Raw genomic sequence first — 14,452 nt, 5'->3', positions numbered from 1 at the left:
ACGTAACCCAGGCTCCCGCCCGGACGCCGTCGCTACCAGCGAGGCACGAGCGGAGTTGTCCACTCCGGATCGAGCCGCCGCATGGCCGCCGCGTCGTCCCGCTCGCGCAGCGCGGCGTGGTCCTCGTCGAGCCAGCGCCGGTGCAGCGCGGCGAGCCGGTCGCGGTCGAGCTCGACGCCGAGCCCCGGCGCGTCGCTCACCGTCACATGGCCGCCCTCGAAGCGCAGCCGTTCGGTCAGTACGTCCTCGGACTGCCACGGGTAGTGGGAGTCGCAGGCGTGCCGGAGGTCCGGCACGGTCGCCGCGACGTGGGTCATCGCGGCGAGGCTGATGCCGAGGTGGGTGTTGGAGTGCATGGAGACGGCGACGCCGAACGTGCGGCAGACGGCGGCGAGTTCACGGGTGTTGCGCAGCCCGCCCCAGTAGTGGTGGTCGGAGAGCACGACCTGCACGGCCCCCTTGGCGAAGGCCTCCGGTATCTCCGCGAACGTCGTCACGCACATGTTCGTCGCGAGCGGCACCTTCGTGCGCGCCGCGACCTCGGCCATCGCGGGCGTCCCGAGCGCCGGGTCCTCCAGATACTCCAGTACGTCGCCGAGTTCGGCCGCGACCTCCAGCGAAGTCTCCACCGACCAGGCGCCGTTGGGGTCGAGCCGCAGCGGGTGGCCCGGGAAGGCGGCGGCCAGCGCGCGGATGGCGGCGATCTCCTGGTCCGGCGGGAAGACGCCGCCCTTGAGCTTGAACGACGTGAAGCCGTACCGCTCCGTGAACAACCGTGCCTGTGCGACGACTCCGGCCGGGTCGAGGGCCGCGCCCCAGTCGTCGCGCTCGCCCGCGACGCCCGGCGGGTGCTCGGCGTGCCTGTAGAAGAGGTACGCGCTGTACTCGACGCTGTCGCGCACCTTCCCGCCGAGCAGCGCGTGCACCGGAAGGCCGAGCGTCTCGCCGAGGGCGTCCAGGCAGGCGACCTCGAAGCCGGAGGCGACGGACAGGCGCAGCTTGTCGGCCGTCTGCACGCCGCGCAGCCCGCCGACGTCGACGGCGGTGTCCACGCGGGTCGCGTCCACGGTCACGCTGTCCGCGAGTGTGAACAGTCCGTTCAGGTCGGACACCGCCCGGCCGACCAGCGCGGCGGCGAAGGGCCGCGCCAGGTCCAGGTACTTGGCGTCCCCGTACGTCTCCCCCACGCCCGTCGCGCCGCCCGCCGTCTCCACCTCGATGATCAGGCGTGGCGTGTACGGCTGATGGAGGCCCTGGGTGTTGAGCAGCGGCGGGTCGGCGACGAGGACCGGGGTGAGCCGGACGTCCGTGATGGTGTGCGCTGCCGTGCTCATACCTGTGCCTCCGACCGGAGTGACGTCCACGTGTCGTCCATGTATGGGAACGGACTCTATGAACGCGAACGACAGTCCGTCAATGGCCCGCCCACGGCACCGGCCATGACCCGCGCGCGGTCACTCGAACTCGTACGCGGCGACCTCCGCGAGATACCGCTCCCGCAGTGCCTCCTCGTCCGCGCTGCCGTCGAGGAACGCCGCCTCGAAGGAGTTCCTGGCCAGCTCGCGCAGCCCTTCGGCGTCGATGCCGAGGGCCTCGTGGACGGCGTGGAAGGTGTCGCCGACGTAGCCCCCGAAGTAGGCGGGGTCGTCGGAGTTGACGGTGCACAGCAGTCCGGCCGCCATCATCCGCGGCAGCGGGTGCTCCTCCAGGATGTCGACGGCCCGCAGCCGTACGTTGGACAGCGGGCACAGCGTCAGCGGCACGCGGTCGCGCACCAGCCGCTCCACCAGCTCCGGGTCCTCCATGCACCGCAGCCCGTGGTCGATCCGCTCGACCCCGAGCACGTCGAGCGCCTCACGGACGTAGGCGGCGGGCCCCTCCTCGCCCGCGTGCGCCACCTTGCGCAGGCCGAGCGCGCCCGCGGCCTCGTACACGGCGGCGAACTTGGCGGGCGGGTGGCCGACTTCGGCGGAGTCGAGGCCGACGCCCGTGATCCGGTGCAGATACGGCTTCGCCGCCTCCAGGGTCGCCATCGCCGACTCTGCGGACTCGTCGCGCAGGAAGCACATGATGAGGCGGGTGGAGATCCCGTGCCGCTCCTCGCTGCGGTCCAGGGCGCGCCCGAGCCCCTCGACGACCGTGCCCATACCGACACCGCGCGCGCTGTGCGCCTGCGGGTCGAAGAAGATCTCCGCGTGCCGCACGCCCTGCGCGGCGGCCCGCGCGAGATAGGCGTCGGCGAGCTCCTCGAAGTCGGCCTCGGTCCGCAGCACGGCCATCAGGCCGTAGTAGAGGTCGAGGAAGGACTGGAGGTCCTCGAAGAGGTAGGCCTTGCGGAGCTCTTCGGTGTCGGCGTACGGGAGTTGGACGCCGTTGCGCGCGGCGAGCGCGAAGGCGAGTTCGGGTTCGAGGGTGCCCTCGATGTGGAGGTGGAGCTCGGCCTTGGGGAGCGGCATGGTGGTTCTCGGCTTTCAGGGGGGTGGTTCAGGTGGTTCTGGTGGCTGAGGCGGCCCTGGTGGCTCAGGGGGTGCGCTTCGGCAGTGGTACGCGCAGCAGGTCGCGGGCGACGGTCAGCTCGCCCTCGAACCCGGCGGCGCGCGCCTGCTGCTCGAAGAGGGAGGGGTCGGCGTAGCGCTGACTGAAGTGGGTGAGGACGAGATGACGTACGCCGCCGTCCCGGGCCACCCGCGCCGCCTGACCAGCCGTCAAATGCCCGTGATCGGAAGCCAGTTGATGATCCTCGTCGAGGAACGTCGACTCGATGACGAGCATGTCGCAGCCCTCGGCGAGCGCGTGCACGCCGTCGCACAGCCGGGTGTCCATCACGAAGGCGAACCGCTGCCCGCGCCGCACCTCGCTGACCTCGTCGAGCGTCACCCCGCGCAGGCTGCCCTCGCGCTGGAGCACGCCCACGTCCGGGCCCTTGATGCCGTGTTCGGCGAGCAGCGCGGGCAGCATGCGCCGCCCGTCGGGCTCGACGACGCGGTAGCCGTACGACTCCACGGGGTGGGAGAGCTTCGCCGTCTCCAGGCGGTACGACGGCGTGTCCGCGAGGACGCCGTCGGCCGTCACCGGCGCCTGCGCCAGGTCGACCGTCTCGCGGTACGCGGTGGCGTACCGCAGCCGGTCGAAGAAGCGCTGGCCCGAGCCCGGGTAGTGGGCGGTCACGGGGTGCGGCACGCGGTCCAGGTTGATGCGCTGGATGACGCCCGCGAGGCCCAGGCTGTGATCGCCGTGGAAGTGCGTGACGCAGATCCGGTTCAGGTCGTGGGCGGCGACGGAGGCACGCAGCATCTGCCGCTGCGTGCCCTCGCCCGGGTCGAAGAGGATGCCTTCGCCGTCCCAGAGCAGGACGTAACCGTTGTGGTTGCGGTGCCGGGTCGGGACCTGGCTGGCGGTGCCGAGCACCACCAATTCACGTACGGACACCGCTGGTTATCCGGGCGGCCACTGGAGGCCGCGGCCGCCCAGGACGTGGGCGTGCGCGTGGAAGACGGTCTGCCCGGCGCCGGAGCCGGTGTTGAAGACGATGCGGTAGCTCTCCGACTTCTCCTCGGTGGCGACCTCACCGGCCTCGCGCAGCACGTCGGCGGCGACCTTCGGCTCGGCGGCGGCGAGCGACGCGGCGTCCGGGTAGTGCACCTTCGGGATCACCAGGACGTGCGTCGGCGCCTGGGGATTGATGTCACGGAACGCGACGGTCGTCTCCGTCTCCCGCACGACGGTCGCCGGCACGTCCCCCGCGACGATCTTGCAGAACAGACAGTCGGCCTGCGGTTCACCCGCCATGGGGCACCCTCCTGGGTCACTGGTCGGTTACGGAGGCATGCTATCGGGGCGGGGGGTGCGGGGACGGGGGCGGGCCGGGGCCGGCCCGAGGGCACGGTCCCCGGGCCGGCCGGGCACCGTCAGGCCGACGGGACCCCGGGCCCGCCGGGGACCGCGGGCGGAGTCTTCGGCGGGGACGACGCCAAGGCGTCGAGCGCGACCCGGACAGCCGCGTCGAGCTGCGGATCCCGCCCCGCTGCGGAGTCCTCCGGGGTGACCACGACCTCCACGTCGGGGTCGACCCCGTAGTTCTCCACGCCCCACCCGTACCCCTCCATCCAGAAGGCGTACTTGGGCTGCGTCACGAGCGTCCCGTCGACGAGGTGGTACCGGCTGTCGATGCCGACGACGCCGCCCCACGTGCGCGTACCGACGACGGGCCCGATGCCGAGCGCCTTGATCGCCGCGTTCACGATGTCCCCGTCGGAACCGGAGAACTCGTTGGCGACGGCGACGACGGGCCCGCGCGGCGCGTCGAAGGGGTAGCTGAGCGGACCGGAGCCGCGCGGCAGGTCCCAGCCGACGACGCGGCGCGCCAGCTTCTCCACGACGAGCTGCGAGGTGTGCCCGCCGCGGTTCTCCCGGACGTCCACGACCAGGCCGTCGCGGGCCACCTCGATGCGCAGGTCGCGGTGGATCTGCGCCCAGCCGGGCGCCTGCATGTCGGGCACGTGCAGATAGCCGAGCCGCCCGCCGGACCGCTCGTGGACGTACGCCCGCCGCCCGGCGACCCACGCGTGGTAGCGCAGCGGCTCCTCGTCGTCCACGGGCACGACCACGGCGTGCCGGACGTCGCCCCCGCCCGCGGGCGACACGGTCAGCTCCACGGGCTTGCCCGCGGTCCCCACGAGCAGCGGCCCGGGGCCCGTCACCGGGTCGACGGCACGGCCGCCCACCGCGAGGATCGCGTCGCCCGCCCGCACCGCGACGCCGGGCGCGGCCAGCGGCGAGCGCGCGGCCGGGTCGGACGTCTCGGACGGCAGCACCCGGTCGATCCGCCACGTCCCGTCCTCGCCGCGCGAGAGGTCCGCGCCGAGCAGCCCCTGCCGCGACCCCGCCCCGCCCCACCCGCCGCGCGGGGACACATAGGCGTGCGAGGTGCCGAGTTCGCCCTGCACCTCCCACAGCAGGTCCACGAGGTCGTCGTGGGTGGCGAGGCGCCCGAGCACCGGCCTGTAGCGCTCCAGGACGCCGTCCCAGTCGACGCCGCCCATGTCGGGCCGCCAGAAGTTGTCCCGCATGAGGCGGCCCGCCTCGTCGTACATCTGCCGCCACTCGGCGGCCGGGTCCACGTACTGGCGTACGCGTGCGAGATCGACGGTGATGTTGGTGTCGCTGTCCTCGTCGGAGGACGCCCGCCGGTCGCTCGGCACCACCTTCAGCTTGCTGTCGGCCCACAGCAGCACCCGCTTGCCGTCGCCGGTGACCGTGAAGTGGTCGGCGTCGCCCGCGAGTTCCTCCACGCGGTGCTGCGCGAAGTCGTACCGCTCCAGCTCGGAACTGGGGTCGGGGTCCGTCGGCGTGGCCCGGGACGCGCCGAGCACGCCGCGCACCGGGTGGCGCAGCCACAGCAGCCCGTCCTTGGCGGCCCGCAGCGTGGTGTACCGCGCGGCCTCCACGGGGAACGGCACCACCCGCTCGGCGAGCCCGTCGAGGTCGACGCGGGTGGCGGGCGTGCCCTCGCTGTCGGGCGTCTCGGCGTGCGGCCCCTCCGACGCCTCGAAGGCCCGGCCGTGCCGCTGCGGCCCGAACGGCGAGGGCGTGGTGGCCGCGAGCGTGATCAGGTGCGGCCGCGCGCCGCCGACGAACGCGAGGTCGAAGACATGGTCGTCGTAGACCGGGTCGAAGGCCCGCTCGGACAGGAACGCCAGGTGCTTGCCGTCGAGCGTGAACGCGGGGCTGTAGTCCCGGAATCTGAGCCGGGTCGCCTCCGACACCGACAGGTCGGCGGTGTTGGCGAGCTTGAGCTGGCGCAGCGGGCGCGGCCCGGGGTGCGACCAGGCGAGCCACGCCGAGTCGGGCGAGAACACGAGCCCCCTGGCCTCGCCGTGCTCGGCGCGGTCCACCTCGCGCACCTCGCCGCTCTCGCGCTCCACGAAAAGCACACGCCCGTCGTGCGCGGCCACGGCCGCCCGGCTGCCGTCGGGCGCCATCGCGAGCGCGAGCACCCGGCCGAGCTGCCCGGCCGCGAGCCGGCGCGGCGTCGCCCCGGGCGCGAGGCCCGTGGCGGGCGCGAACTCCAGGGCGTCGTCGCCCTCCGCGTCCGTCACCCACACCACGTGCTCCTCGCCGTCCACGCGGAACGTGCGCGGCAGCCGCGCCCGCACCCCCGGTTCGGCGGCGAGCGCGCGGGCGGGCCCCTCGCGGTGCGTGACCCAGTGCACGGAGCCGCGCACGGCGACCGCGCTGCCCCGCCCGGTGTGGTCGGGCGCGGCGGCCCCGAACCAGCGGGCGGCGCTCACCGGATGCGGCTGCAGGTCGGTGCGCTGGCCGCCGAGCGGGATGTCCAGGCGGCGCGGCTCGGCGTCCACGAGGTCGTCGAGGAGCCAGAGTTCGCCCGCGCAGGTGTACGTCACGCGGGTGCCGTCGGTGGCGGCGTGCCGGGCGTAGAAGCCGTCGGTCGGCGTGTGGCGGCGCAGGTCGCCGCCGTCGGGCAGCGAGGAGTACACGGCGCCGACGCCTTCGTGGTCGCTGAGGAAGGCGATGCGGTCGCCGACCCACAGCGGGTACTCGATGTTGCCGTCCAGGTCCCCATGGACACGTACGAAGCCGCTCTCGGCGCCGCCGGCTTCTCCGGCCTCCCCGGCCTCCGCCGTCTCGGCCCCGCGCCGGATCCACAGCTTGCCCGCCGTGCCGCCCCGGTACCGCTTCCACCACGCGGCCTCGCGGCCCATCGGCGCGGAGAGCAGCAGCACTTGGTCCTCGGGACCGTGCGCGACGTCCCCGACCAGGCCGTACGGCAGCACCTCCGCGGGCCCGCCGTCCAGCGGCACCGCGCGCGGCCGACTGCGGCGCAGGGACGCCTCGCCGTGCGTGCTGATCGCGAGGACGCGCCCGTCGGGCGTCCAGCCGCGCACGGACGTCTTCCAACTGCCCCAGTACGTCAGGCGTTTGGAGGGGCCGCCGGCCACGGGCGCGATGTGCACCTCGGGGGCGCCGTCGCGCGTGGACGTCCAAGCGACGGTGGCGCCGTCCGGGGAGATCCGTGGCTGGGTCACGGGTACGTTGTCGGCGCTGACCCGCCACGCGCGGCCGCCGTCGAGCGGGGCGACCCAGACGTCGTCCTCGGCGGTGAAGGCGATCAACTCGCCGCGCACGTGCGGAAACCGGAGGTAGGCAGGCTGTGTCACACGGTCAGCCTAGGCAGGCGCCGCGCGGGGCGTGAGCGGTTTGGATCACTTGCCCTGTTCCTCGCCCGGCCGTTCGGTCACGGTGACGGTGGCGGTGGGCCCGGGATCGGGCTCGTCGTGCCCGGCGTTGTCGTCGTTCCCGCCGTTGCCGTTGCCGTCGTCGTGCCCGTTGTCGCCGCTGTCGTTACCGCTGTCGTTCCCCTGGTCACCGTTGTCGTCGTTGGCGTTGTCGTCGTTGGCGTTGTCGTCGTTGGCGTTGTCATCGTTCGGCTTGCTGTCGCAATTGCCGAGCACATCGACGCGGAACCACTCCTCACCGCCGATCCTGGCGGTCAGATTCCCGCGTACGCAGGCCCCGTTGGACACGTCCGTGACCCGGCCCCTGATGGTGATGACCTTGTCGTCGTCGGTCTGACCCCGGCAGTCGACCTCGGCGTCACGCGGCTCGTCGGACTCCGACGCCTTCTTGTCCCTGCCGATGAACGACGCCGTGCAGGTGATCCAGTCCACCTCGGCGTGCTGCCGCTCCAGCTCGAGGGTGCCCATCTTGTCGGTGGTGATCGCGACCGCCGACGTACTCATGTCGCCCTCGACCGGGTCGCAGGCGGCCAGGCCGAGACCGGCCGCCGCCGTGGCCGTCACGACGACGAGAACGCGACGCGGCCACCGTATGCGCGGTGTTCCGCTCCATATCCGCGGTGTTCGCCTCCATGCCCCCATGAGCGGCAGCGTGCCACTGCGGGCGGCACGGCGGTAGACCGCTTGCGGCCATGTGTCCAGTGCGGCGGGAACCGCTGAGGTCAGCGGGCCGGAGCCCTTTGAGGTCAGGCGCGGTCCGTGCGCAGCAGCAGCCACTCCTGGAGCTCCACCAAATTGCCCTCGGGGTCCTTGAGATGGGCCACCCGCATCCGGTCCGTCATCGGCACGGGCCCGTGCGTGAGCCGCGCGCCGCGCTCGGTGATCCGCTCGCAGTACCCGTCCAGGTCGTCGACCCGCAGCACCACCAGGGAGCGGTGGCCCGTCGCCGACTCGGCCAGCTCGCCGAGGAGTTCGGCCATCATCGCCCGGTCCTGCAGCGCGATGCCCGCCGATCCCGCGGTGGGGCTGAACTTCTCGTACGGTCCGTCCGCCGCGCCCGACTGGGGCTTCAGGCCGAGCACGTCCGCGTAGAAGCGGTAGCAGGCGGGGAAGTCCGTGACGAGCAGGCGGACCTGGGCGAGTTCCACGGTGTGCCTTTCGGGACGTGCCGTCGGCCGGGCCTGTACCTCTGGGTGCGGGCGGTCAGGACCAGCGGCCCGTGCGGCCGAGGAGCAGGGCCGCCGCCGCGGTGCCCGCGGTCGACGTACGCAACACGCTACGCCCGAGGCGGTACGGCTTGGCACCCGCCTGCGCGAACGCCGCCAGCTCGTCCGGGGACACGCCGCCCTCCGGGCCGACGACGAGCACGATGTGCCCGGCGGCGGGAAGCTCGGCGGTGGCCAGCGGCTCGCTGCCCTCCTCGTGCAGGACGGCCGCGAAGTCCGCGCCGGACAGGAGCGCCGCGACCTGCTTCGTCGACGCCAGCTCGGCGACCTCGGGGAAGCGCACCCGGCGGGACTGCTTGCCCGCCTCGCGCGCCGTCGCCCGCCACTTGGACAGCGCCTTCTGGCCGCGCTCGCCCTTCCACTGCGTGATGCAGCGCGCGGCCGCCCACGGCACGACGGCGTCCACGCCGGTCTCCGTCATGGTCTCCACGGCCAGCTCGCCGCGGTCGCCCTTGGGCAGCGCCTGCACCACGGTGATCCGGGGCGTCTCCTCGGCCTCCTCGCGTACGCCGCCCTCGTCGAGCGACACCACCAGGCGGTCCTTGCCCTCGGTGTCCGCGACGACGCCGTGCGCCCAGCGTCCGGCGCCGTCGGTGAGGACGACGTCCTCGCCCGCGCGCAGCCGCTTCACGGACACGGCGTGCCGCCCCTCGGGCCCGTCCAGTACGTACGCGCTGCCCGCGGCCGCGCCCTTGAAGTCCTCGACGACGAAGACCGGCGCCGTCACACCGCACCCCGCGCCGCGAACGCCGCCTTGGCCTCTTCGAGTTCGGCCACCAGGACCTCCACCAGCTCCCCGGCCGGCAGCGCCCGCGCCAGACGGTGGCCCTGCCCGGCCCACAGCGCCATGGCCTGCGGGTCACCGGCCTTCGCGGCGGCCTTGCGCAGGCCCGCGGTCAGATAGTGGATCTGGGGGTACGCCGCCGGGGCGTACGGGCCGTGCTCGCGCATGAAGCGGTTGACCAGGCCGCGGGCGGGGCGGCCCGAGAAGGCCCGGGTCAGCTCCGTGTGGCCGAACAGCGGGTTCGTCATGGCCTGCTTGTGCAGCGGCTGCGCGCCGGACTCCGGGGTGACCAGGAACGCGGTGCCGAGCTGCGCGAGGTCCGCGCCCGCCGCGAGCACCGCGGCGATCTGGCCGCCGCGCATCAGTCCGCCCGCCGCGATCACCGGCATGTGCACGGCCTCGCGGACCTGCGCGACCAGGCTCAGCAGACCGATCCCCGAGCCGTCCGCCTCCGGGTTGTCCCGGTGCGTGCCCTGGTGGCCGCCCGCCTCGATGCCTTGTACGCAGACGGCGTCGGCGCCCACCCGCTGGGCGGCCTGGGCCTCCTCCGGGGTGGTCACGGTGACGACGGTGCGGGTGCCGACCCGGTCGAAGGCCTGCACGACCTGCAGGGTGGGGCAGCCGAACGTGAACGACACCAGCGGCACCGGGTCGTCGAGCAGGATCGCCAGCTTGGCGTCGTAGCCGTCGTCGCGCTTGCCGTCGGTGTCGCCGAGCTGCGTCTCGTACCAGGTGGCCTCGCCGGCGAGCTGGTTGCGGTAGACCTCCACGGCGGCCGGGTCGGCGTACTCCGGCTGCGGCATGAACAAATTCACCCCGAAGGGGCGCGCCGTAAGACCCCTGACCTGCTTGATCTCCTGGTACATCCCGTCGGCGGTCTTGTACCCCGCCGCCAGGGACCCGAGCCCGCCCGCCTCGCAGACGGCGGCCACGAGCTGCGGGGTCGAGGCCCCGCCCGCCATCGGGGCCTGCACGATCGGATAACGACAGAGGTCGGTGAGCGCGGAGGACATACCGGCATCGTGCCACGTCCGGCGGGGGCGCCTTGTCCGGGGTCCGGCGTGCCGCACGGGGTGAGCACGCGAGGCGGCCCGGGGCAGGCGCGGCGAACGCGCTCACCCCGGGCCGGCTCAAGGCGCTAGCGCCCGTTGAACGCGTCCTTCAGGCGGGAGAAGAGGCCCTGCTGGCCGGGCTGGAACTGCCCGGTGGGCCGCTCCTCGCCGCGCGCCTGCGCGAGCTCACGAAGCAACCGTTCCTGCTCGGGGTCGAGCTTCGACGGCGTGAGGACCTCGACGTGCACGATGAGGTCACCGCGGCCGCCACCTCGCAGGTGGGTCACGCCCCGCCCGTGCAGCGGGATCGACTGCCCCGACTGCGTACCGGGCCGGATGTCGATCTCCTCCATGCCGTCGAGCGACTCCAACGGCACCTTCGTGCCGAGGGCGGCCGCGGTCATCGGCAGCGTGACGGTGCAGTGCAGATCGTCCCCGCGCCGCTGGAAGACGGCGTGCGGCAACTCGTGGATCTCCACGTACAGATCACCGGCGGGCCCGCCACCGGGGCCGACCTCGCCCTCACCGGCGAGCTGGATCCGCGTGCCGTTGTCGACACCGGCCGGGATCTTCACGGTGAGCGTGCGACGGGACCTGATCCGCCCGTCACCGGCGCACTCGGGGCACGGCGTGGGCACCACGGTGCCGAAGCCCTGGCACTGCGGGCACGGCCGCGACGTCATGACCTGGCCCAGGAAGGACCGCGTGACCTGGGACACCTCGCCGCGCCCGCGGCACATGTCACAGGTCTGCGCGGAGGTGCCGGGCGCGGCCCCTTCGCCGGAACACGTGGTGCAGACGACGGCCGTGTCGACCTGGATGTCCTTGGTCGTACCGAAGGCCGCCTCGTTGAGGTCGATCTCCAGGCGGATCATCGCGTCCTGGCCGCGCCGGGTGCGCGAGCGCGGCCCGCGCTGCGACGCCGTACCGAAGAACGCGTCCATGATGTCGGAGAAGTTGCCGAAGCCACCGGCCCCGAAACCGCCCGCACCGCCGCCGCCCGCCTGGGACAGCGGGTCGCCGCCGAGGTCGTAGACCTGCTTCTTCTGCGGGTCCGACAACACCTCGTACGCGGCGTTGATCTCTTTGAAGCGCTCTTGCGTCTTCGGGTCAGGATTGACGTCCGGGTGCAGCTCGCGTGCGAGCCGCCGGAAGGCCTTCTTGATGTCGTCCTGGGAAGCGTCGCGGCGCACGCCTAGTACGGCGTAGTAGTCCGTGGCCACTTACGACTCCGCCAGGATCTGTCCGACGTAACGTGCCACTGCGCGTACTGCTCCCATCGTTCCCGGATAGTCCATGCGGGTCGGTCCGACCACGCCGAGCTTGGCGACTGCCTCGCTCCCCGAACCGTAGCCGACCGAGACCACCGACGTGGAGCTGAGTCCCTCGTGGGCGTTCTCGTGGCCGATCTTTACGGTCATGCCCGAATCCGTCGCCTCACCAAGCAACTTGAGGAGGACGACCTGTTCCTCGAGGGCCTCGAGGACGGGCCTGATCATGAGGGGAAAGTCATGTCCGAAGCGGGTGAGATTGGCGGTTCCGCCGATCATCAGCCGCTCCTCGGTCTCCTCCACGAGCGTTTCGAGGAGGGTGGAGAGGACCGTGGCGACCGTTCCCCGGTCGTCCTTGTCGAAGGATTCGGCGAGGTCCTGCACGAGCTGCGGCACGTCCGAGAAGCGGCGGCCCGCGACCCGGCTGTTGAGCCGCGCCCGCAGATCCGCGAGCGACATCTCACCGAACGGCGCCGGGCAGTCGATCATGCGCTGCTCGACCCTGCCGGTGTCCGTGATCAGCACCAGCATCAGTCGGGCCGGAGCCAGTGAGAGAAGCTCCACATGCCGCACCGTCGAGCGCGTCAGCGACGGATACTGCACCACCGCGACCTGCCGGGTGAGCTGCGCGAGCAGCCGCACCGTCCGCCCGACCACGTCGTCCAGGTCCACCGCGCCGTCCAGGAAGTTCTGGATCGCACGGCGCTCCGGCGCGGTCATCGGCTTGACGCCCGCGAGCTTGTCGACGAAGAGGCGGTACCCCTTGTCGGTGGGGATGCGCCCGGCGCTGGTGTGCGGCTGGGCGATGAACCCTTCCTCCTCCAGGGCGGCCATGTCGTTGCGGACCGTGGCCGGCGAGACGCCGAGGTGGTGGCGCTCGGTGAGCGCCTTGGAGCCGACGGGCTCCTCCGTGCCGACGTAGTCATGGACGATGGCGCGCAGCACTTCGAGCCTGCGTTCACTGAGCATCGCGCACACCTCCCGCTCTCGTCCCTCGCCCTGAGCCCCCGCGGTGGCCCCTCACCCTGGCACTCACCCCGGGCGAGTGCCAGCCTTCACCGAGTCAGTGTACGGCCGGTGGGTACAGGCCCGGCAAGGGCCGACCCCTTTGTCATGCCGACGGGTGGCCACGGCCCCCGCTTCGTCGGCGCTAGCGTCGCCCCATGAACACGAGGGATACGAGCACGCCCGTCGCCGCCCCGGCCTGGGAGGAGGCGGGCTGGGAACGGCTCGCCGCACGCGTGGGGCGGTGCAGGCTGCCCGTGTGGGACTGCACCGCGGGGCTCGTCGTCGGCGACGACGCCGCCCTCATGGTCGAGGCCGGGTCCAGCCTGCGCGAGGGCTCCCGGCTGCGCGCCGACGCCCGGCGGCTGCTCGGCGGCGACCGGCGTGTGACCCATCTCGCCCTCACCCACCCCCACTTCGACCATGTGCTCGGCGGCGCGGCGTTCGCGGGCGTCGAGGTGTTCGGCGCCGTCGGCGTCGACAGCGTCCTGGACCACGACCGCGAAGGGCTGCGTGCCGACGCCGTCGCCCAGGGCCTCGACCCGGCCGCCGCGGCCGAGGCCGCCGACCTCCTCGTCCTCCCCCGCCACCTGGTGTGCGGCGAGCGGACCCTCGACCTGGGCGGGCTCCAGGTGCTGCTCGCCAACGTCGGCCCCGGGCACACCGGCCACGACCTGGCCGTCCTCGTGCCCGGCGGCCGGGGCGAGCCCGAGGTCGTCTTCTGCGGCGACCTCGTCGAGGAGTCCGGTGAGCCGCAGGCCGGGCCCGACGCGGCGCCCCGGCACTGGCCCGCCGCGCTCGACCGGCTGCTCGACCTGGGCGGCGAGGACGCGGTGTACGTGCCCGGACACGGGGCCGTCGTCGACGCCGCCTTCGTACGCCGCCAACGCGACGAGCTGGCCCGGCGGTTCGGCGTCGCCTGACGCCATGCCATAACGTCTGGCCCATGCGCAGCTACAACCCGGACCTGACGCCGCCCTGGAAGAAGTCGGCTCCCGTCCCCGAAGTGCCCGCCGAGGCCGACCTGGTCGTGGAGGAGGTCGGGACGGGCTTCTGCGGTGCGGTGATCCGCTGCGAGAAGACTGCCGAGGGGCCGACGGTCACCCTGGAGGACCGCTTCGGCAAGCACCGCGTGTTCCCGATGGCGCCGCGCGGATTCCTCCTCGAAGGCCGGGTGGTCACCCTGGTCCGCCCCACCGCGGCCGCCGCCCCGCGCAAGCCCGCCCGCACCGCCTCCGGCTCCCTCGCCGTCCCCGGCGCGCGGGCGCGCGTGGCCCGTGCGGGGCGCATCTACGTCGAGGGCCGGCACGACGCCGAGCTGGTCGAGAAGGTCTGGGGCGACGACCTGCGCATCGAGGGCGTGGTCGTCGAGTACCTGGAAGGCATCGACGACCTCCCCGCCATCGTCGACGAATTCGCCCCCGGCCCCGACGCCCGCCTGGGCGTCCTCGTGGACCACCTGGTCCCCGGCTCGAAGGAATCCCGCATCGCCGCGGCCGTCAGCAGCGACCACGCTCTGATCGTCGGCCACCCCTACATCGACGTGTGGGAGGCCGTGAAGCCGTCCTCGGTGGGCATCACGGCGTGGCCCCGCGTCCCCCACGGCCAGGACTGGAAGACGGGCGTGTGCCGCGCCCTGGGCTGGCCGGACAACACGGGCGCGGCGTGGCAGCACATCCTGGGCAGGGTCCACACGTACAAGGACCTGGAGCCGGAGCTGCTCGGACGGGTGGAGGAACTGATCGATTTCGTCACAGCCCCCTAGCCCCGGGGCGCCCTTCTGCCGCCGGACGAGGAGATATCAGCCCGTCCGGCGCTTGAGGACGAGGCGCGAAGCGCCAACAGGGGGAAAGGGGCG

Annotated in this window: 13 protein-coding genes; 2 read left to right on the top strand and 11 right to left on the bottom strand. The window is 73.0% G+C overall.

Features of this window, described 5'->3' with window-relative positions; all coding sequences use genetic code 11:
- Positions 1 to 32: 32 nt before the first annotated feature.
- From IEY91_RS14435 to hrcA, 11 genes are all read right to left on the bottom strand, one after another.
- Complete coding sequence (locus IEY91_RS14435; protein ID WP_189174245.1) at positions 33 to 1,334, bottom strand: glucarate dehydratase family protein; 1,302 nt, start codon at positions 1,332 to 1,334, stop codon at positions 33 to 35.
- Between the two features lie 120 nt (positions 1,335 to 1,454).
- Positions 1,455 to 2,456 carry an adenosine deaminase gene (locus IEY91_RS14430; protein WP_189174244.1) on the bottom strand — a complete coding sequence of 334 codons (1,002 nt, stop codon included), beginning with the start codon at positions 2,454 to 2,456 and terminating at the stop codon, positions 1,455 to 1,457.
- A 64-nt stretch (positions 2,457 to 2,520) separates the two neighbouring features.
- Positions 2,521 to 3,429: a ribonuclease Z gene (locus IEY91_RS14425; RefSeq protein WP_164325172.1), complete on the bottom strand. Its 909-nt coding sequence runs from the start codon at positions 3,427 to 3,429 to the stop codon at positions 2,521 to 2,523.
- A 6-nt stretch (positions 3,430 to 3,435) separates the two neighbouring features.
- A complete protein-coding gene (locus IEY91_RS14420; protein WP_189174243.1) occupies positions 3,436 to 3,789 on the bottom strand; it encodes a histidine triad nucleotide-binding protein in 354 nt (117 codons plus the stop codon).
- A gap of 119 nt (positions 3,790 to 3,908) precedes the next feature.
- Positions 3,909 to 7,178, bottom strand: coding sequence for a S41 family peptidase (locus IEY91_RS14415; RefSeq protein WP_189174242.1), 3,270 nt, complete (start codon positions 7,176 to 7,178; stop codon positions 3,909 to 3,911).
- A gap of 45 nt (positions 7,179 to 7,223) precedes the next feature.
- Positions 7,224 to 7,820 carry a hypothetical protein gene (locus tag IEY91_RS14410; RefSeq protein ID WP_189174241.1) on the bottom strand — a complete coding sequence of 199 codons (597 nt, stop codon included), beginning with the start codon at positions 7,818 to 7,820 and terminating at the stop codon, positions 7,224 to 7,226.
- A 182-nt stretch (positions 7,821 to 8,002) separates the two neighbouring features.
- The gene (locus IEY91_RS14405) at positions 8,003 to 8,404 is read right to left on the bottom strand and encodes a VOC family protein (RefSeq protein WP_164325164.1); all 402 of its coding nucleotides are present in this window, start codon (positions 8,402 to 8,404) and stop codon (positions 8,003 to 8,005) included.
- A gap of 55 nt (positions 8,405 to 8,459) precedes the next feature.
- A complete protein-coding gene (locus IEY91_RS14400; protein ID WP_164325162.1) occupies positions 8,460 to 9,209 on the bottom strand; it encodes a 16S rRNA (uracil(1498)-N(3))-methyltransferase in 750 nt (249 codons plus the stop codon).
- The gene (locus IEY91_RS14395; RefSeq protein ID WP_164325160.1) at positions 9,206 to 10,279 is read right to left on the bottom strand and encodes a nitronate monooxygenase; all 1,074 of its coding nucleotides are present in this window, start codon (positions 10,277 to 10,279) and stop codon (positions 9,206 to 9,208) included. Before IEY91_RS14395 ends, IEY91_RS14400 begins: the two co-directional genes overlap by 4 nt.
- 125 nt (positions 10,280 to 10,404) lie before the next feature.
- Complete coding sequence (gene dnaJ / locus IEY91_RS14390; protein WP_164325158.1) at positions 10,405 to 11,541, bottom strand: molecular chaperone DnaJ; 1,137 nt, start codon at positions 11,539 to 11,541, stop codon at positions 10,405 to 10,407.
- On the bottom strand, positions 11,542 to 12,558 hold the full coding sequence (hrcA, locus tag IEY91_RS14385; RefSeq protein ID WP_164325156.1) for a heat-inducible transcriptional repressor HrcA: 1,017 nt from the start codon (positions 12,556 to 12,558) through the stop codon (positions 11,542 to 11,544).
- Between the two features lie 194 nt (positions 12,559 to 12,752).
- On the opposite strand from hrcA, the gene IEY91_RS14380 reads away from it, so the two are divergent.
- Both IEY91_RS14380 and IEY91_RS14375 read left to right on the top strand, forming a co-directional pair.
- Entirely contained in the window at positions 12,753 to 13,517 is a 765-nt protein-coding gene (locus IEY91_RS14380) for an MBL fold metallo-hydrolase (protein ID WP_189174240.1), read from the top strand.
- Positions 13,518 to 13,540: 23 nt separating this feature from the next.
- Positions 13,541 to 14,359 carry a DUF3097 domain-containing protein gene (locus IEY91_RS14375; RefSeq protein ID WP_189174239.1) on the top strand — a complete coding sequence of 273 codons (819 nt, stop codon included), beginning with the start codon at positions 13,541 to 13,543 and terminating at the stop codon, positions 14,357 to 14,359.
- Positions 14,360 to 14,452 lie beyond the last annotated feature (93 nt).

The sequence above is a fragment of the Streptomyces lasiicapitis genome, from assembly GCF_014646335.1.
Taxonomy (GTDB): Bacteria; Actinomycetota; Actinomycetes; order Streptomycetales; family Streptomycetaceae; genus Streptomyces; species Streptomyces lasiicapitis.
Note: the sequence above shows the minus strand (reverse complement) of the source record. Positions and strands in the feature narration are given on the sequence as shown.